The sequence below is a fragment of the Streptomyces sp. NPDC058665 genome (assembly GCF_042714995.1).
In the GTDB taxonomy this organism is placed as follows: Bacteria; Actinomycetota; Actinomycetes; order Streptomycetales; family Streptomycetaceae; genus Streptomyces.
Genome location: NZ_JBHXRX010000035.1, coordinates 1 through 16,685, shown reverse-complemented (window position 1 = coordinate 16,685; position 16,685 = coordinate 1). Strand labels below are relative to the sequence as shown.

The window sequence follows — 16,685 nt, the reverse complement described above, 5'->3', positions numbered from 1 at the left end:
GGTCGGGCAACACCCCGAGCGCCGCCCGCCCGTTAGGACTGTAGGGATTCGGTCCAGGACGGGAAGCGCCATGATCGAGACAATGACTCTGGTGGACCAGAACTGCCACGGCGTGCTCCGTACGGAGCTGGGCCTCGGCACCTTCGAGGCCCAGCTCGGCAGGACCGCGGGGCCGCCCGCGCCGGGGACCACCTTCTTCGACACCCAGACCGGGTTCGCCGTACGGCGCTGGTGCCCGCCGCTCCTCGGTCTTGAGCCCCACACCTCGCCCGCCGGCTATCTCGCCCGGCGCCGGGAACTCGGCGTACTGGAAGCAGGGCGGCGGCTGTTGCGGGGCACCGGCGTCACCACGTATCTGGTCGACACCGGGCTGCCCGGCGATCTGACCGCCCCCGGGGAGATCGCGGCGGCCGGCGCCGCCGAGGCCCGCGAGATCGTCCGGCTCGAACTGCTCGCCCAGCAGGTCGCCGACACCTCGGGCACCGTCGGCTCGCTGCTCGCCAACCTCGCCCACGCCGTGCACGCGGCGGTCGGCACCGCCGTCGCCTTCGTGTCCGTGGCCGCCCTGCGCCACGGGTCCGCGTCGGCGGCCGAGCCGCCAGGCTCCGCCGAGGTACGGGCCGCCGCCGGGCGCTGGCTCGCCGGGCGGCGGGTGGGCGGCCGGCTCACCGACCCCGTACTGCTGCGGCATCTGCTGTGGACCGCCGTCGCCACCGGGCTGCCGCTCCAACTGCACGCGGGCGCCGACGAGGGGTGCCGGGGCAACTGCCCGGACGGCCGTGCGGCGCGGATCGCGGGCTTCGCGGCGGCCACGGCCGGGCTCGGCACCGACGTGGTGCTGCTGCACGGGCTGCCGTACCACCGGCAGGCCGCCCGTCTCGCCGCGGCCTTCCCGCATGTGTACGTGGATCTCGGCCCGGCCCTCGCGCACACCGGGGCCCGCGCTGCGGACGTGCTGGCCGAGGTGTTGGAACTGGCGCCGTTCGGGAAGCTGCTCTACTCCAGCGGCGCGCGCGGGCTGCCCGAACTGCACGTCGTGGGCGCGAGGGTCTTCCGCCAGGCGGTGGCGCGGGTGCTCGGCGGCTGGGCGGCGGACGGTTCGTGGGCGCTCGCCGACGCGCAGCGCGTCGCGGAGATGATCGCCTCGGGCAACGCCCGCCGGATCTACGGCCTCGACGAGACTTGACGGCCGTCAGAGCACGCAAGGGCGGCGGGCTGTGTCTTTCGGATCAGGCCGTGGACAGCGCCGGGTCGGCCGGATCCGCCTGCGCCGGGATCTCCGGTTCCGTCACGGGCCGCTCACGCAGGCTCAACGCGAGCCGCAGGACCGCGATCCAGGTCAGCGCGGAGCCCAGCATATGGACGCCGACCAGGATCTCGGGCACGTCGGTGAAGTACTGGACGTAGCCCACACCGCCCTGCGCGAGCAGCACGATCAGCAGGTCACGCGCCCGCGCGCGCGTGTCGGCAGGGGCGTCCACGACGCGCAGCACCAGCCACATCGCGATCGCCAGCGCGCAGACCACCCAGGCCGCCGCCGCGTGCACATGCGCCGCGTCGATCCAGTCGAACGGCATCCGGGGTACCTCGCTGCTGTCGCCCGCGTGCTTGCCGGAGCCGGTCACCGTCGTTCCGGCGGCGATCAGCAGGCCCGTCGCGACGACCAGTGCCCAGCCCAGCTTCCGTACCGGACGCGGCACCCGCGGCCGGGACGTCGCGTCGCCCTCGCGGGTGCGCTGCCAGACGATCACGGTGACGGTGAGCAGGGCGTTGGCGAGCAGGAAGTGCACCGCCACGGTCCAGGGGTTGAGCTCCATGTGGACCGTGATGCCGCCCATCACGGCGTTCAGCACCACGACCCAGAACATGCTCCAGGCGAGCCGGGAGAGACCGCGCCGCCGGGGCTTGACCGACCGGGCCGCGACGATCGCCCAGCCGACGGCCGCCGACAGGACGTACGTCAGCATGCGGTTGCCGAACTCGATCGCGCCGTGCAGACCCTGCTCGGACGTCGCGAACAGGCTGTCGTCCGTGCACTTGGGCCAGGTGTCGCAGCCGAGCCCGGAGCCCGTGAGCCGGACGGCGCCGCCGGTGACGATGATGACGACGGTCATCACGACGGCGGAGAGGGCGGCTCGCCGGAGCGTACGGGGGGACGGCGTCCAGCGCTGGGCGATGTAGTCGAGGGGGTTCCACACGGCCACCATCGTAGGCGGGCCCTTGTGAACGCAGTCACGAGGGGTCCCCGCGCGTCAGCGCTGGCGTCCGGGAAGCTACTCCCAGCGGAAGAGACGGGCCGCCGCCCCGAGCCCGAGCACCGCCCACACGGCCAGCACCCCGAAGTCGTCCCAGGGCATCCCCGCACCGTGCTGGAGCACATCACGCAGCCCCTCGGAGAGGGCCGAGATCGGCAGCAGACCGAGCAGGGTCTGTGCCACGTCCGGGAACTTCTCCAGCGGCACGATCACGCCGCCGCCCACCAGCAGCAGCACGAACACCAGATTCGCCGCGGCCAGCGTCGCCTCCGCCTTGAGCGTGCCCGCCATCAACAGCCCGAGCCCGGAGAAGGCGGCCGTACCGAGGACGAGCAGCAGCAGTACGGCGAGGGGGCTGCCCTCGGGCGACCAGCCGAGCGCGAACGCGATGACTGTCAGCAGCACGATCTGAAGGACCTCGGTGACCAGGACGGAGAGCGTCTTGGCGGTCATCAGGGCCCAACGCGGCAGGGGTGAGGCACCAAGCCGTTTCAGTACCCCGTAACGCCGTTCGAAGCCCGTCGCGATGGCCTGTCCGGTGAAAGCCGTCGACATCACGGCCAGCGCGAGGACACCGGGGGCGAGGAAGTCGACCGACGCCCCCGAGCCCGTGTCGATGATGTCGACCGCCGAGAACAGCACCAGCAGCAGACTCGGGATGATCACTGTCAGCAGCAACTGCTCGCCGTTGCGCAGCAGCATCCTCGTCTCGAAGACCGTCTGCGCGGCGATCATCCGCGGCAGCGGCGCCGCGCCCGGCGCGGGGGAGTACCTGCCGGCGCCCGTGTCCGTACCCGTGCTCATGGACGCAGCTCCTTGCCGGTCAGTTCGAGGAAGACGTCCTCCAGGGTGTGCCGCTCGACGGAGATCTTGTCCGGCATCACCCCGTGCTGCGCGCACCAGGTCGTCACCGTCGCGAGCAGTTGCGGATCGATGGTGCCGCCGATCCGGTAGGCGCCCGGCACCAGTTCGGCCGCGGCCGACCCGTCGGGCAGCGCCTTGAGCAGCGAGCCGAGGTCGAGCCCGGGGCGGCCGGTGAAGCGCAGGGTGTTCTCGGCGCCGCCCCGGCACAGCTCATCGACGGTGCCGTGCGCCACGACCTGCCCGGCGTCGACGATGGCGACGTCGTCGGCCAGTTCCTCGGCCTCGTCCATGAAGTGCGTGGTCAGCACCGTGGTCACCCCGTCGGCGCGCAGCTCGCGCACCAGCTCCCAGGTGGAGCGGCGGGCCTGCGGGTCGAGTCCCGCGGTCGGCTCGTCCAGGAACACCAGCTCGGGCCGGCCGACGACCGCCATGGCGAGCGAGAGCCGCTGCTGCTGGCCCCCGGAGAGCCGCCGGTAGGCCGTACGGCCGCAGCCGCCGAGCCCGAGCCGCTCGATCAGCTCAGTGACGTCCAGCGGGTTCGCGTGGAGGGCGGCCATATGGCGGAGCATCTCCTCCGCACGGGCGCCGGAGTACACGCCCCCGGACTGGAGCATCACGCCTATACGCGGGCGCAGCAGGGCCGCGTCCGTCACGGGATCGAGGCCGAGGACGCGTACCGTTCCCTCGTCCGGTCTGCGATAGCCCTCGCAGGTCTCGATCGTGGTGGTCTTGCCGGCTCCGTTGGGGCCGAGGACCGCGGACACCGTGCCCGCCCGGACGCTGAGATCCAGGCCGTTCACCGCGGTCCTGGCCCCGTACCGCTTGACCAGGCCCCGGACCTGGACCACCGGATCTCCGACGTCGCTGCGCATGCCGTGAGTCTAGGCAGCGGTCCAGGACGCCCCGGGTCCGGGGGCGGGCGGACCGCCGTCGGTCCCGGGGCCGCCCCTGAATTCTTAGGTCACCCTAAGTGACGCAGGGCACCACTCGTCGTACCGGACGGCTGTTGTCACTGTCGAGGGAATTACGCAACAATGGCGTTGTGAAATACGTCGGCGAGGCTCCGCAGGAGGAACTCGCGACCGGTGAGCGTTCCACACGCAACCGGGTCGCGCGCTCCATCCTGGACCACGGCCCCTCCACCGTCTCCGACCTCGCGGGGCGCCTGAAGCTCACCCAGGCCGCCGTCCGCCGCCATCTCGACGCACTGGTCGCCGACGACGTGGTGGAACCGCGCGACCAGCGCGTCTACGGCTCACGCGGGCGAGGCAGGCCCGCCAAGGTGTTCGCCCTCACCGACTGCGGCAGGGACGCCTTCGACCAGTCGTACGACAAGCTCGCCGCCGACGCCATCGAGTGGATCGCCCGTGGCGCGGGCGGCGGCGCCAAGGGTGAAGCGGCCGTCGCCGCCTTCGCGCGCGACCGGATCGCCACCCAGGCGGGGACGTACCGGCAGGCGGTCGAGTCCGCCGCGCCCGAGAAGCGGACCGAGGCGCTCGCCAGGGCGCTGAGCACCGACGGGTATGCTGCCGCGGCCCGCAGCGCACCGAACCAGCAGGGTGAGCAGCTCTGCCAGCACCACTGCCCGGTGGCCCATGTGGCCGAGAAGTATCCGCAGCTGTGCGAGGCGGAGACGGAGTTCTTCTCCGAACTGCTCGGGACCCATGTGCAGCGGCTGGCGACCATCGCCCACGGTGACGGGGTGTGCACGACGTTCATCCCGCACAGCGGCGGGCACGGCGCGCCACCCGGTCCCCCGGGGACCGGCGCCACCCCACAGACCGATCCACCGCAGATCAGCCAGCAGACCGATCACCACGCATCCGAAAGCACGGCCGGGAGGAACCCCGCATGACGCTCCCCACGGAGACCGCCCATCCTGAGCTCGAAGGACTGGGCAAGTACGAATACGGCTGGGCCGACTCCGACAAGGCCGGCGCCGCCGCCAAGCGCGGTCTCTCCGAAGACGTCGTCCGCGACATCTCCGCGAAGAAGAACGAGCCGGAGTGGATGCTGAAGCTCCGTCTCAAGGGACTGAAGCTGTTCGGCAAGAAGCCGATGCCGAGTTGGGGCTCCGACCTGTCGGGCATCGACTTCGACAACATCAAGTACTTCGTCCGGTCGACGGAGAAGCAGGCGGAGTCCTGGGAGGACCTGCCCGAGGACATCAAGAACACGTACGACAAGCTCGGCATCCCCGAGGCGGAGAAGCAGCGTCTCGTCGCCGGTGTCGCGGCCCAGTACGAGTCCGAGGTCGTCTACCACCAGATCCGTGAGGACCTGGAGGAGCAGGGCGTCATCTTCAAGGACACCGACACCGCCCTCAGGGAGAACCCGGAGCTCTTCCAGGAGTACTTCGGCACGGTCATCCCGGTCGGCGACAACAAGTTCGCCTCGCTGAACTCGGCCGTGTGGTCCGGCGGTTCGTTCATCTACGTGCCGAAGGGCGTGCACGTCGAGATCCCGCTCCAGGCCTACTTCCGTATCAACACCGAGAACATGGGCCAGTTCGAGCGGACGCTGATCATCGTCGACGAGGACGCCTACGTCCACTACGTCGAGGGCTGCACCGCGCCGATCTATTCCTCGGACTCGCTGCACAGCGCCGTGGTCGAGATCATCGTGAAGAAGGGTGGCCGCTGCCGTTACACGACCATCCAGAACTGGTCGAACAACGTCTACAACCTCGTCACCAAGCGTGCCGTGGCCTACGAGGGCGCGACCATGGAATGGGTCGACGGCAACATCGGCTCCAAGGTCACCATGAAGTACCCGGCCGTCTATCTGATGGGCGAGCACGCCAAGGGCGAGACCCTGTCCATCGCCTTCGCGGGCGAGGGCCAGCACCAGGACGCCGGCGCCAAGATGGTCCACATGGCTCCGAACACCTCGTCGAACATCGTCTCCAAGTCGGTGGCGCGAGGCGGCGGCCGTACCTCCTACCGAGGACTCATCGAGATCGGTGAGGGCGCCCCCGGATCGAAGTCCAACGTGCTCTGTGACGCGCTGCTCGTGGACACGGTCTCGCGTTCCGACACCTATCCGTATGTGGACGTCCGCGAGGACGACGTGTCGATGGGCCACGAGGCGACGGTCTCCAAGGTCTCCGAGGACCAGCTCTTCTACCTGATGAGCCGAGGTATGACGGAGTTCGAGGCCATGGCGATGATCGTCCGCGGCTTCGTGGAGCCGATCGCCAAGGAACTGCCCATGGAGTACGCGCTGGAGCTCAACCGGCTGATCGAGCTCCAGATGGAAGGCTCCGTCGGCTGACGCCGCCGCGCGCGGCAGTCAGCAGCAGCGACCGATTCCCCAAGAGGCAGAGAGAGAGCACGACGACAGCCATGGCTGAGGCTTTGAACATTCCGGTGGGTTCCACCACCACCGGGTCGATCGCGGTGGCCGCCGAGTCGACCGTCGCCACGCGCATGAGCGCGCCGCCGTCCTACGACGTCGCGGACTTCCCCGTTCCGCACGGCCGCGAGGAGGAGTGGCGGTTCACGCCGCTGGAGCGGCTGCGCGGTCTCCAGGACGGTACGGCCGTCGCCGACGGCCTCATCCGTACGGAGGTGTACACCCCCGCCGGTGTCACCCAGGAGACCGTCGGCCGCGACGACCCGCGCGTGGGCAAGGCAGGCATCCCGGCGGACCGGGTGGCGGCGCAGGCGTACACCTCGTTCGAGAAGGCGTCGGTCGTCTCCGTTCCCAAGGAGACCGTGCTCACCGAGCCCATCCGGATCACCGTGCACGGCCAGGGCGGCACCGCCTTCGTGCACCAGGTGGTCGAGCTGGGCGCCTTCGCCGAGGCGGTCGTGGTCATCGACCACACCGGCGACGCGGTGGTCGCCTCGAATGTCGACTTCCTCATCGGTGACGGAGCCAAGCTGACCGTCGTGTCCGTGCAGGACTGGGACGCCAAGGCCGTCCATGTCGCCCAGCACAACGCGCTGGTCGGCAGGGACGCCTCGTTCAAGTCGATCGTGGTGACCTTCGGCGGCGACGTCGTACGGCTCCACCCGCGCGTGCAGTACGGGGGCCCCGGCGGCGAGGCCGAGCTCTTCGGTCTCTACTTCACCGACAAGGGCCAGCACCAGGAGCACCGGCTCCTGGTCGACCACAACGCCCCGCACTGCAAGTCCAACGCCGTCTACAAGGGCGCGCTCCAGGGCGACGACGCGCACGCCGTCTGGATCGGTGACGTGCTGATCCGCGCGCTCGCCGAGGGCACGGACACCTACGAGATGAACCGGAACCTGGTCCTCACGGACGGCGCCCGGGTCGACTCCGTACCGAACCTGGAGATCGAGACCGGCGAGATCGCCGGCGCCGGTCACGCGTCGGCCACCGGCCGGTTCGACGACGAGCAGCTCTTCTACCTGATGTCGCGCGGCATCCCCGAGGTCGACGCCCGCCGCCTCGTCATCCGCGGCTTCTTCGCCGAGCTGGTCCAGCAGATCGAACTGCCGGACGTCGAGGAGCGCCTGCTCGCCAAGATCGAGGCGGAGCTGGAGGCATCGGTCTGATGACCTTCGTCCGAGTCTGTGGACTGACCGAGCTGGAGGACGGCACCCCCAAGCGGGTCGAACTCGACGGCATACCGGTCTCCGTCATCCGTACCGAGGGCGAGGTGTTCGCGATCAACGACATCTGCTCGCACGCGAACGTCTCCCTCTCGGAGGGCGAGGTCGAGGACTGCTCGATCGAGTGCTGGCTGCACGGCTCCAGCTTCGACCTGCGTACCGGCAAGCCGAACGGCCTTCCCGCGACGCGCCCCGTCCCCGTATACCCCGTACAGATCCAAGGGGACGATGTGCTCGTCTCCGTCACCCAGGAGTCCTGAGTCACCCATGGCAACCCTTGAAATCAACGACCTGCACGTCTCCGTCGACGCGGAGGGCGGTGCCCGCGAGATCCTCAAGGGCGTCGACCTGACCGTCAAGCAGGGCGAGACGCACGCCATCATGGGCCCCAACGGCTCCGGCAAGTCGACCCTCGCATACTCCATCGCGGGCCACCCCAAGTACACGATCACCGGTGGCACCGTGACGCTGGACGGCGAGGACGTCCTGGAGATGACGGTCGACGAGCGCGCCCGCGCCGGACTCTTCCTCGCGATGCAGTATCCGGTCGAGGTCCCCGGCGTCTCGGTCTCCAACTTCCTGCGCACCTCCGCCACCGCCATGCGCGGTGAGGCACCCAAGCTGCGGACCTGGGTGAAGGAGGTCAAGACCGCGATGGAACAGCTCCAGATGGACCAGGCGTTCGCCGAGCGCAACGTCAACGAAGGCTTCTCCGGCGGCGAGAAGAAGCGCCACGAGATCCTTCAGCTCGAACTGCTCAAGCCCAAGGTCGCGATCCTCGACGAGACGGACTCCGGTCTGGACGTCGACGCGCTGCGGGTCGTCTCCGAGGGCGTCAACCGCGTCCGGGAGAGCGGAGAGGTCGGCACACTGCTGATCACGCACTACACGCGGATCCTCCGCTACATCAAGCCCGACTTCGTGCATGTCTTCGCCCAGGGCCGTATCGCCGAGTCCGGCGGCGCGGAGCTGGCCGACAAGCTGGAGAACGAGGGCTACGAGGCGTACGTGAAGGGTGGCGTATCCGCGTGACACAGCCGTCAGGCCTCCTCACCGGGCCGGGCCGACTGCTCGACGAGGCGGTCCGTAAGGACTTCCCCCTGCTGGACCGGCTGGTCCACGACGGGAAGAAGATCGTGTATCTGGACAACGCGGCGACATCGCAGAAGCCGCGCCAGGTGCTCGATGCCCTCAACGAGTACTACGAGCGGCACAACGCCAACGTGCACCGCGGCGTCCATGTGCTCGCCGAGGAGGCCACGGCCCTGTACGAAGGCGCTCGCGACAAGGTCGCCGCCTTCATCAACGCGCCGAGCCGCGACGAGGTGATCTTCACCAAGAACGCCTCCGAGTCGCTCAACCTCGTGGCGAACATGCTGGGCTGGGCCGACGAGCCCTACCGCGTGGACCACGAGACCGAGATCGTCATCACGGAGATGGAGCACCACTCCAACATCGTGCCGTGGCAGCTGCTCTCGCAGCGCACCGGAGCGAAGCTGAAGTGGTTCGGTCTCACCGACGACGGCCGGCTCGACCTGTCGAACATCAACGAGATCATCACCGAGAAGACGAAGATCGTCTCCTTCGTGCTGATCTCGAACATCCTGGGCACGGTCAACCCCGTCGAGGCGATCGTCCGCCGTGCGCAGGAGGTCGGCGCGCTGGTGCTGATCGACGCCTCGCAGGCGGCCCCGCACGTCACGGTCGACGTGCAGGCGCTGCAGGCCGACTTCGTGGCCTTCACCGGCCACAAGATGTGCGGCCCGACCGGGATCGGCGTCCTGTGGGGCCGCCAGGAGCTGCTGGAGGACCTTCCGCCCTTCCTCGGCGGCGGCGAGATGATCGAGACCGTGTCGATGCACTCCTCGACGTACGCCCCGGCCCCGCACAAGTTCGAGGCGGGTACGCCCCCGGTCGCCCAGGCCGTCGGCCTCGGCGCGGCCGTGGACTATCTGTCCGCGATCGGCATGGACAAGATCGCCGCGCACGAGCACGCCATCACCGAGTACGCGGTGAAACGGCTGCTCGAAGTCCCCGACCTGCGGATCATCGGCCCGAGCACGGCCGAGGAGCGCGGCGCCACGATCTCCTTCACACTCGGAGACATCCACCCCCACGACGTGGGACAGGTGCTCGACGAGCAGGGCATCGCGGTCCGGGTCGGTCACCACTGCGCACGGCCGGTCTGCCTGCGGTACGGAATTCCGGCGACCACGCGGGCGTCGTTCTATCTGTACTCCACGCAGTCCGAGGTCGATGTCCTGGTCGACGGGCTGGAGCACGTCCGTAATTTCTTCGGATGAGGGACTGACCGGTGAAGCTGGATTCCATGTACCAGGAAGTCATCCTGGATCACTACAAGCACCCCCACGGGCGCGGTCTTCGCGACGGCGACGCGGAGGTGCACCACGTCAACCCGACGTGCGGTGACGAGATCACGCTCCGCGTGAAGTACGACGGCTCACGCGTCGAAGACGTGTCGTACGAGGGCCAGGGCTGCTCCATCAGCCAGGCCAGCGCGTCCGTCCTGAACGAGCTGCTGGTCGGCAGGGAACTGGCCGACGCGAAGAAGATCCAGAGCACGTTCCTGGAGCTGATGCAGTCCAAGGGCCGGCTCGAACCGGACGACGCGATGGAGGAGGTGCTGGAGGACGCCGTGGCGTTCGCCGGTGTCTCCAAGTACCCCGCCCGTGTGAAGTGCGCGCTGCTGAGCTGGATGGCGTGGAAGGACGCGACGGCCCAGGCACTGGGCGACCCCGCGCATAAGGAGACGGCATGAGCGAGAACGAGACCGTGATGATGAAGCCGGCCTCCGAGGAGGAGGTCCGCGAGGCGCTGTACGACGTCGTCGACCCCGAGCTGGGGATCGACGTCGTCAATCTGGGCCTCATCTACGGCGTCCACATCGACGAGTCGAATGTCGCCACCCTCGACATGACGCTGACGTCGGCGGCCTGTCCGCTGACCGACGTGATCGAGGACCAGGCGAAGTCGGCGACCGAGGGCATCGTCAGCGAGCTGAAGATCAACTGGGTCTGGATGCCGCCGTGGGGTCCCGACAAGATCACGGACGACGGCCGCGAGCAGCTGCGCGCGCTGGGCTTCAACGTCTGAGGCACGGACTCACGCGTATACGTGTCGGGCCCCACGATCCTGGTGATCGTGGGGCCCGAGGTGTGTACGGGGCTCAGGGGGAGCCCGGTCCCGTCGGCGGTGCGGCCGGTGCTGCCTGTGCGGCGGCTATCAGCGCCGGGGCCAGGTTCTCCTTACGGATGCGCTGGTCGACATAGAGAAGATTCAGCACCAGCTGCGGGAAGGTCGTCGAGAAGATCTGGCTGACCAGCTGGCCCACCAGCGCCAGGACCAGATAGCCGCTCACGGCGACGAAGATCTCACCGAAGCTCGGCTCGTAGCTGATCTCCGCCGACCCGAACACGCCGGGGACCACCCCCACCGTGTTGAACAGCTGCTGGAGCACCAGGCCCGCGACCGACGCGATCGCGAAGGCCAGCAGCGAGATGCCGCAGATCCGCCACCAGGCGCCGCGCACCAGCTCGGCCGAGCGCCGCAGCGCGTCGACCGGCCCCCGCGACTCGATCACCACAGCGGCCGGGGCGAGGCTGAACAGCACCCACAGCCAGATCGCCAGGGGCCCGAGCAGCAGACCGCCCACGAAGCCCAGCGGGATCAGCAGGCCGGCCGGGTCCCAGCCGCCCGTGGCGACGACCGTGGCCATGGTGGAGACCAGACCGGTCAGGAACAGCACGACCGGGACCAGCATGATCAGTCCGCTGAGGAAGACCGTCCCGATCACGGCGGGCACCCGGGACAGCGCGCGCAGCAGGACCGTGGAGACCTTGACCGGCCTGCCGAGCACCGCCTCCTGGACGATCACCGGGCAGCACGTCTGCATGGTCGCGGTGGCCAGCAGCAGCGCGGCGACCACCACGATCCACAGGCCGACGAAGGCGAGGACCAGTGGCCGCAGGTGGTCCCAGTCCGGGGCCGAACCGGCCGGTGTGTCGACGACGACGTCCAGATGATCGCCGACGGCGCCGTACGCGACGGCCAGCGCCCCGCCGGTCACCAGGAACGCGGCGCCGTACACGGCCACCGCGATGCCGAGAAGCTGCGCCCAGTAGCGGCCCAGCGTCGTGAACGCCCCGCCGAGTATCTCGCCGAGATCGAGCGGGCTCAGCGGTATCACCCCCGGCTTCGGCCCGCGCGGGCGCGCCCAGCCGCCCCAGCCGGGCGGGGGCCCGCCTCCGTACGGAGGCGGCCCCCCGCCGTACGGCCCGTGCCCGCCCGGCGGTCTGCCGCCGCCCCGCCCCGCGTCCTGCGTCACCGCTCTGCTCCGATGTCTAGGTCCTGTCCGGCCTCCGGCCGGGACACCGTAGCCGCCGGTGCGGGGGCCGGGAATCCGCCGGCCTTGTGTACGGGTGTACGCAACTCATGCGTACACTCGTACACATGGGGCCTGGATACGGATTGCTCGCCATCGCCATCGCGGCGGAGGTGGCCGGCACGACTGCGATGAAGTACAGCGAGGGCTTCACCAGGCTCTGGCCCTCGCTGGGGGCCGTGATCGGTTACGTGCTGGCGTTCGCCATGCTCGCCCAGACCCTCAAGACGCTCTCCGTCGGCACCGCGTACGCGATCTGGGCCGGCGTCGGGACCGCCGCCGTCGCCGCCATCGGCATGATCTTCCTGAGCGAGGCGGCCACTCCGGCCAAGCTCGCGGGCATCGTGCTCGTCATCGCCGGTGTCGTCCTCCTCAACCTGGGCGGGGCCCACTGATGGCTCGGCGTTACGACCCCGAGCGGCGCCAGCGCATCATCGACGCGGCGATCCGGGTGGCCGGGCGCGCCGGGATCGCGGGGCTGAGCCACCGCACCGTAGCCGCCGAGGCCGATGTGCCGCTCGGCTCCACGACGTACCACTTCGCCTCCCTGGACGAACTGCTGGTCGCCGCGCTGCGACAGGCCAACGAGGGCTTCGCCGCCGTCCTCAGGGAGAGCGGCGCCCTCGCCGACCCGGGGTGCGACATCGCGGACGAGCTGGCCCGGGTCACCGGGCAGTGGCTCGCGGCGGACCGCACCGGCGTGGAGCTGGAGTACGAGCTCTATCTCGCCGCCCTGCGCCGCCCCGCGCTGCGGCCGGTGGCCGCCGAGTGGTGCGACGCGATCACACAGAGCCTGGCCGACAGGGTCGACCCCGTCACGGCCCGCGCGCTGGTCGCCATGCTCGACGGGATCTGCCTTCAAGCACTGCTCACCGGACGGGAGTACGACGCCGGCTACACCCGCGAGATGCTGGACCGGATTCTCGCCGGGGCGTCGGCGGCCGGTGACATGGCCTCCGCGGAGCACGGCGCGCTCCCGTAGATTGACCGGATGAGCATTCCGCCCGCCAAGTCCGCGCCGGAGCGCGCGCCGGATCCCGGCACAGAGCCCGCGGCTGTCATAGGCCCCGAGATCACCTACGCCGAGTGCCGCCAGTGCGGCACGCTCATCGCCGGGCTCGACGGCCGCTACAGCTGCGGGGTCTGCGGCTGGGTGAACCACCACTCCGAGGGACACCGCCTGCTGCCGCGCCCCGAGGACGACAAGGGCCGCGCCGCGGGCGACAGGGACGACAACCGCCTCGGCTGAAGGTCCTGGGCGGAACCGGCGCGGGCCCGGCGCCGCTGCCGTGGCGCACCGTGTGCCCGTACGCCGAGACCAGTTGGCCTCGGCGTACGGGCGCCCGTTAGGTTTCGCTCATGACCGACACGACTGCTACTCGCACCACCGGCGCCGTCGCCGCCGGGCTCGCCACTCTTACCGAGGACGGGACCGTCCTCGACACCTGGTACCCCGCCCCCGTGCTCAGCGACGACCCGGGCCCCGCCGGGACCGAGCGGCTGGACGCCGGCCGTGCGGCCGAACTGCTCGGCGACGCCGCCCGCAAGGCCGTCGGACCCGATACGCGCCGCGGGGTCGAGGTCGTCGCCGTCCGTACGGTCATCGCCTCGCTCGACGACAAGCCCCTCGACGCGCACGACGTGTACCTCCGTCTGCACCTGCTCAGCCACCGCCTGGTCAAGCCGCACGGCCAGAGCCTCGACGGCATCTTCGGTCTGCTCGCCAACGTCGCCTGGACCTCGCTCGGCCCGGTCGCCGTCGACGCGCTGGAGACGGTGCGGCTGAACGCGCGCGCGGAGGGCCTGCACCTCCAGGTCACCTCGGTCGACAAGTTCCCGCGTATGACGGACTACGTCGCCCCCAAGGGCGTACGTATCGGCGACGCCGACCGCGTCCGGCTCGGCGCGCACCTCGCCGAGGGCACCACCGTGATGCACGAGGGCTTCGTCAACTTCAACGCGGGCACTCTCGGCGTCTCCATGGTCGAGGGCCGGATCTCGGCAGGCGTCGTCGTCGGCGACGGCTCGGACATCGGCGGCGGTGCCTCCACCATGGGCACCCTCTCCGGCGGTGGCTCTGAGCGCATCGTGATCGGCGAGCGCTGTCTCATCGGCGCCGAGGCGGGTGTCGGCATCCCGCTCGGCGACGAGTGCGTGGTCGAGGCGGGTCTCTACATCACCGCCGGTACGCGCGTGACGCTGCCCGACGGCGAGATCGTCAAGGCCCGTGGGCTGTCCGGCGCGTCGAACATCCTCTTCCGTCGCAACTCGATCACCGGAAAGGTCGAGGCACGCCCGAACAACGCGGTCTGGGGCGGCCTGAACGACGTTCTGCACAGCAACAACTGACGGTGCGCCGGGCGCGTACGACAGCCGCGTACGCGCCCGTGTGCGGCACACACCACGGGGGACGGGATCCGATGACGAGGCGACACCGCGCGGCCGGGATGCTGGCCGGGGCGTTCGTCCTGCTGCTGACGACGGCGGGCTGTTCGGAAGTGATCAACGAGATCGAGGCGGAGAAGGGCGGCGGCACCGCCCCGTCCAGACCGGGGCCGCCCCCGTCCTCGTCCGCCGGGGCGCGGCCCTCCGTCGAGCCCTACCCGCCGCTCGCCGAGTCCGCCCCGGCATCGCCGTCCGCCGGGGTGAGCATGCCCGGTTGCCCGCCGTCGGGCCTTGATGTCGTGATCGGCGGCGAGGACGCCGCCATGGGCCACCGCGTGGTCACCGTCCAGCTCTGGAACTGCGGCGACAAGCCCTATCGCGTCAAGGGCTACCCGGGCGTCGAACTCCTCGACGAGGCCCGTGAGCCCGTCGACGTCAAGGTCACCCATGAGAGTGATTACACCTACACCGGCAGGCGCGACGACCGCCCCCGGCAGCTGACCCTGGCACCGGACGGCACAGCGAGCGTGGTGCTGCACTGGAACAACCGCGTCACCTCCATCGACGGCGCCCCCACTCCGGGCGCCCACATCCTCGTCACCCCCGCCGCCGGCGAGAAGCCCGTCTCCCTGCCGCTCCCCGTCGATCTCGGTACGGACGGCACCCTGGACGTGACCTCGTGGGCGGCGGACGAACCTGTCAGTGGTCGGTGATCCAATGGGACGTATGGACACCGAACGTGCCGACCCCTCCGACCTCGACGTGCTGCGCGCGGCCTTCCCGCCCGAGCTCCGCAGACCCCCGCTGGGCTGGAACGGCGTCCACGACTTCGAGCGGGAGCAGGGCATCGTGCTCCCGGAGCCGTACCGCACGCTCGTCGCCGAGATATGCGACGGCAGCGGTGAGGGTCCCGCCGACGTCGACGGGCTGATACCGCTGAAGTCCCTTCCCGCGGACTGGGGTTCGGGCGGCGCCCAGCGCGCGCCCGCGAAGGCTTTCCCGCTCACCGAGGCATGGGTGTGGGAGGACGACCCCCGGCCGTACGAGGAGATAGAGCCGCTGATCGACGAGGTCAGCAACGACGGCAGCATCGTGCTGGGCACGGATGGCTGCGGGCTGTACTGGCACCTCGTCGTCACCGGCGCGCAGCGCGGCCGAATATGGGCCGTCAGCGACGTGGGCGCCGCGCCTTTCGGCAAGGAGCCCGGCTTCGCCGAGTGGGTGGCGCACTGGGCGGAGTCGTGTTGACCTCAACCGCGCTTGACATTCGAGCATGGTGAGTGACGCCGCACCACGGGGTTCGGCGAGGAGGGATCACCATGTCCGTGCGGGTCACCACCGTTCCCCGGATCACCCGTCCAGGTGTGGGCGTCGTCAAGGTCAGTACCTGGCGAGTCGGTACGCCCGAGCGGCAGCGCGCGGCCGTGGACGCCATCAGTGAGGCATGGCGGCGCTGGGACTGGCCGGACGGCGGTCTCCTGTCGTACAGCGTCATGGCCGGCGAGGACGGCGAGACGCTGCTGCACTACTCGCAGTGGCGCGACGAGGCCGCCTACCAGGACTTCGTCCGCGCGGGGCGGGACGCGCGCAACGCGGAGATCGACGCGGCCGTGCCGGGGATCGAGCGGATGGGGCTCGGTTCGTACGAGCTGTACCGCAGCGGGGAGGCGGCCGAGGGCGATACCCGGGTGCCGGGCTGTGTCGTGATCGTCGACGTTGAGTTCGACGGGCCCGACCGCGTGCGGCAGCGGGAGTGGACGAACGCCGTCTTCGCGGCCCTTGACAACGATCCGTACGACCGGACGGGTGCGATCTCCGCGCACTTCCATGTCGGCACGGACGGGACGCGGGTGCTCAACTACGCCGAGTGGGAGAGCGCCGAGGACCATATCGCGGCGCTCAACTCGCCGGGCGAGGGCATCGGTTCGGACACGGAGCAGTGGGAGAAGGTACAGAACTTCCCCGGCCGTGTGGGCGGCACGGTGAACAGGTACACGCCCGCGATCAGCCTCAGCGCCGGCCCGGACGCGGGCCCGGACGCCGTCTAAGGCTCCGGCACCGGCTGAGGAAGCGGGGGGTGGGGGCCGTCGTGGGGGGCGCGGCCCCCCACCCCCACCGACGCGGCGTGGGACCGCTCGGCGCGGGGGGGGGGGGCCGGGGGGGGCCCGGGGGGGGCCCACCACCCCGGGCGGGGGTACA

General features: G+C 70.3%; 20 protein-coding genes. 16 read left to right on the top strand and 4 right to left on the bottom strand.

Features of this window, described 5'->3' with window-relative positions; translation table 11 throughout:
- The first annotated feature begins 70 nt into the window (after positions 1 to 70).
- Entirely contained in the window at positions 71 to 1,186 is a 1,116-nt protein-coding gene (locus ACFWV8_RS22905) for an amidohydrolase family protein (protein WP_384205407.1), read from the top strand.
- A gap of 43 nt (positions 1,187 to 1,229) precedes the next feature.
- Here the strand turns inward: ACFWV8_RS22905 and ACFWV8_RS22900 are convergent, their stop codons facing one another.
- The 3 genes from ACFWV8_RS22900 to ACFWV8_RS22890 all read right to left on the bottom strand — a co-directional run bounded on the left by ACFWV8_RS22900 (position 1,230) and on the right by ACFWV8_RS22890 (position 3,991).
- The gene (locus tag ACFWV8_RS22900; protein WP_384205404.1) at positions 1,230 to 2,207 is read right to left on the bottom strand and encodes a heme A synthase; all 978 of its coding nucleotides are present in this window, start codon (positions 2,205 to 2,207) and stop codon (positions 1,230 to 1,232) included.
- 66 nt (positions 2,208 to 2,273) lie between these two features.
- The gene (locus ACFWV8_RS22895) at positions 2,274 to 3,059 is read right to left on the bottom strand and encodes an ABC transporter permease (protein ID WP_384205401.1); all 786 of its coding nucleotides are present in this window, start codon (positions 3,057 to 3,059) and stop codon (positions 2,274 to 2,276) included.
- Complete coding sequence (locus tag ACFWV8_RS22890; RefSeq protein WP_384205398.1) at positions 3,056 to 3,991, bottom strand: ABC transporter ATP-binding protein; 936 nt, start codon at positions 3,989 to 3,991, stop codon at positions 3,056 to 3,058. Before ACFWV8_RS22890 ends, ACFWV8_RS22895 begins: the two co-directional genes overlap by 4 nt.
- Before the next feature lie 170 nt (positions 3,992 to 4,161).
- Between ACFWV8_RS22890 and ACFWV8_RS22885 the strand changes: the two genes are divergently transcribed.
- The 8 genes from ACFWV8_RS22885 (at position 4,162) to ACFWV8_RS22850 (ending at position 10,813) form a co-directional block, all read left to right on the top strand.
- Positions 4,162 to 4,974: a helix-turn-helix transcriptional regulator gene (locus ACFWV8_RS22885; RefSeq protein ID WP_384205395.1), complete on the top strand. Its 813-nt coding sequence runs from the start codon at positions 4,162 to 4,164 to the stop codon at positions 4,972 to 4,974.
- Positions 4,971 to 6,392: a Fe-S cluster assembly protein SufB gene (sufB, locus tag ACFWV8_RS22880; protein ID WP_329389150.1), complete on the top strand. Its 1,422-nt coding sequence runs from the start codon at positions 4,971 to 4,973 to the stop codon at positions 6,390 to 6,392. The genes ACFWV8_RS22885 and sufB overlap by 4 nt, the downstream gene beginning before the upstream one ends.
- 71 nt (positions 6,393 to 6,463) lie before the next feature.
- Positions 6,464 to 7,642: a Fe-S cluster assembly protein SufD gene (gene sufD / locus ACFWV8_RS22875; RefSeq protein WP_329389152.1), complete on the top strand. Its 1,179-nt coding sequence runs from the start codon at positions 6,464 to 6,466 to the stop codon at positions 7,640 to 7,642.
- Entirely contained in the window at positions 7,642 to 7,959 is a 318-nt protein-coding gene (locus tag ACFWV8_RS22870) for a bifunctional 3-phenylpropionate/cinnamic acid dioxygenase ferredoxin subunit (protein ID WP_329389154.1), read from the top strand. Before sufD ends, ACFWV8_RS22870 begins: the two co-directional genes overlap by 1 nt.
- A 7-nt stretch (positions 7,960 to 7,966) precedes the next feature.
- Positions 7,967 to 8,731 (top strand): Fe-S cluster assembly ATPase SufC, encoded by a 765-nt coding sequence (gene sufC, locus ACFWV8_RS22865; RefSeq protein ID WP_329389156.1) that lies wholly within the window; start codon positions 7,967 to 7,969, stop codon positions 8,729 to 8,731.
- On the top strand, positions 8,728 to 10,002 hold the full coding sequence (locus ACFWV8_RS22860; protein WP_384205383.1) for a cysteine desulfurase: 1,275 nt from the start codon (positions 8,728 to 8,730) through the stop codon (positions 10,000 to 10,002). The genes sufC and ACFWV8_RS22860 overlap by 4 nt, the downstream gene beginning before the upstream one ends.
- An 11-nt stretch (positions 10,003 to 10,013) precedes the next feature.
- Complete coding sequence (gene sufU, locus ACFWV8_RS22855; RefSeq protein ID WP_384205380.1) at positions 10,014 to 10,478, top strand: Fe-S cluster assembly sulfur transfer protein SufU; 465 nt, start codon at positions 10,014 to 10,016, stop codon at positions 10,476 to 10,478.
- Positions 10,475 to 10,813 carry a metal-sulfur cluster assembly factor gene (locus tag ACFWV8_RS22850; RefSeq protein ID WP_189108654.1) on the top strand — a complete coding sequence of 113 codons (339 nt, stop codon included), beginning with the start codon at positions 10,475 to 10,477 and terminating at the stop codon, positions 10,811 to 10,813. Before sufU ends, ACFWV8_RS22850 begins: the two co-directional genes overlap by 4 nt.
- A 73-nt stretch (positions 10,814 to 10,886) precedes the next feature.
- Here ACFWV8_RS22850 and ACFWV8_RS22845 read toward each other — a convergent pair whose 3' ends face one another.
- On the bottom strand, positions 10,887 to 12,044 hold the full coding sequence (locus tag ACFWV8_RS22845; protein ID WP_384205376.1) for a hypothetical protein: 1,158 nt from the start codon (positions 12,042 to 12,044) through the stop codon (positions 10,887 to 10,889).
- A 125-nt stretch (positions 12,045 to 12,169) separates the two neighbouring features.
- Here ACFWV8_RS22845 and ACFWV8_RS22840 point away from each other — a divergent pair, with 125 nt between their 5' ends.
- From ACFWV8_RS22840 to ACFWV8_RS22810, 7 genes are all read left to right on the top strand, one after another.
- Complete coding sequence (locus tag ACFWV8_RS22840) at positions 12,170 to 12,496, top strand: DMT family transporter (RefSeq protein WP_384205373.1); 327 nt, start codon at positions 12,170 to 12,172, stop codon at positions 12,494 to 12,496.
- Positions 12,496 to 13,083, top strand: coding sequence for a TetR/AcrR family transcriptional regulator (locus ACFWV8_RS22835; RefSeq protein ID WP_384205371.1), 588 nt, complete (start codon positions 12,496 to 12,498; stop codon positions 13,081 to 13,083). Before ACFWV8_RS22840 ends, ACFWV8_RS22835 begins: the two co-directional genes overlap by 1 nt.
- 9 nt (positions 13,084 to 13,092) lie before the next feature.
- The gene (locus tag ACFWV8_RS22830) at positions 13,093 to 13,350 is read left to right on the top strand and encodes a hypothetical protein (protein WP_329389185.1); all 258 of its coding nucleotides are present in this window, start codon (positions 13,093 to 13,095) and stop codon (positions 13,348 to 13,350) included.
- 110 nt (positions 13,351 to 13,460) lie between these two features.
- Entirely contained in the window at positions 13,461 to 14,450 is a 990-nt protein-coding gene (dapD, locus tag ACFWV8_RS22825; protein ID WP_384205367.1) for a 2,3,4,5-tetrahydropyridine-2,6-dicarboxylate N-succinyltransferase, read from the top strand.
- Positions 14,451 to 14,521: 71 nt separating this feature from the next.
- Positions 14,522 to 15,199: a DUF4232 domain-containing protein gene (locus ACFWV8_RS22820; protein ID WP_384205364.1), complete on the top strand. Its 678-nt coding sequence runs from the start codon at positions 14,522 to 14,524 to the stop codon at positions 15,197 to 15,199.
- A gap of 13 nt (positions 15,200 to 15,212) precedes the next feature.
- Positions 15,213 to 15,734, top strand: a complete 522-nt coding sequence (locus ACFWV8_RS22815) for an SMI1/KNR4 family protein (RefSeq protein ID WP_384205361.1) — start codon at positions 15,213 to 15,215, stop codon at positions 15,732 to 15,734.
- A 71-nt stretch (positions 15,735 to 15,805) separates the two neighbouring features.
- Positions 15,806 to 16,534 (top strand): antibiotic biosynthesis monooxygenase, encoded by a 729-nt coding sequence (locus tag ACFWV8_RS22810; protein ID WP_384205358.1) that lies wholly within the window; start codon positions 15,806 to 15,808, stop codon positions 16,532 to 16,534.
- Positions 16,535 to 16,685 lie beyond the last annotated feature (151 nt).

Excerpts from the sequence above, each read along its gene's own strand:
- ACFWV8_RS22905 (WP_384205407.1), top strand. The coding sequence starts at position 71 with ATGATCGAGACAATGACTCTGGTGGACCAGAACTGCCACGGCGTGCTC.
- ACFWV8_RS22900 (WP_384205404.1), bottom strand. The coding sequence starts at position 2,207 with ATGGTGGCCGTGTGGAACCCCCTCGACTACATCGCCCAGCGCTGGACG.
- ACFWV8_RS22895 (WP_384205401.1), bottom strand. The coding sequence starts at position 3,059 with ATGAGCACGGGTACGGACACGGGCGCCGGCAGGTACTCCCCCGCGCCG.
- ACFWV8_RS22890 (WP_384205398.1), bottom strand. The coding sequence starts at position 3,991 with ATGCGCAGCGACGTCGGAGATCCGGTGGTCCAGGTCCGGGGCCTGGTC.
- sufB (WP_329389150.1), top strand. The coding sequence starts at position 4,971 with ATGACGCTCCCCACGGAGACCGCCCATCCTGAGCTCGAAGGACTGGGC.
- sufD (WP_329389152.1), top strand. The coding sequence starts at position 6,464 with ATGGCTGAGGCTTTGAACATTCCGGTGGGTTCCACCACCACCGGGTCG.
- ACFWV8_RS22870 (WP_329389154.1), top strand. The coding sequence starts at position 7,642 with ATGACCTTCGTCCGAGTCTGTGGACTGACCGAGCTGGAGGACGGCACC.
- sufC (WP_329389156.1), top strand. The coding sequence starts at position 7,967 with ATGGCAACCCTTGAAATCAACGACCTGCACGTCTCCGTCGACGCGGAG.
- ACFWV8_RS22850 (WP_189108654.1), top strand. The coding sequence starts at position 10,475 with ATGAGCGAGAACGAGACCGTGATGATGAAGCCGGCCTCCGAGGAGGAG.
- ACFWV8_RS22840 (WP_384205373.1), top strand. The coding sequence starts at position 12,170 with ATGGGGCCTGGATACGGATTGCTCGCCATCGCCATCGCGGCGGAGGTG.
- ACFWV8_RS22835 (WP_384205371.1), top strand. The coding sequence starts at position 12,496 with ATGGCTCGGCGTTACGACCCCGAGCGGCGCCAGCGCATCATCGACGCG.
- ACFWV8_RS22830 (WP_329389185.1), top strand. The coding sequence starts at position 13,093 with ATGAGCATTCCGCCCGCCAAGTCCGCGCCGGAGCGCGCGCCGGATCCC.
- dapD (WP_384205367.1), top strand. The coding sequence starts at position 13,461 with ATGACCGACACGACTGCTACTCGCACCACCGGCGCCGTCGCCGCCGGG.
- ACFWV8_RS22820 (WP_384205364.1), top strand. The coding sequence starts at position 14,522 with ATGACGAGGCGACACCGCGCGGCCGGGATGCTGGCCGGGGCGTTCGTC.
- ACFWV8_RS22815 (WP_384205361.1), top strand. The coding sequence starts at position 15,213 with ATGGACACCGAACGTGCCGACCCCTCCGACCTCGACGTGCTGCGCGCG.
- ACFWV8_RS22810 (WP_384205358.1), top strand. The coding sequence starts at position 15,806 with ATGTCCGTGCGGGTCACCACCGTTCCCCGGATCACCCGTCCAGGTGTG.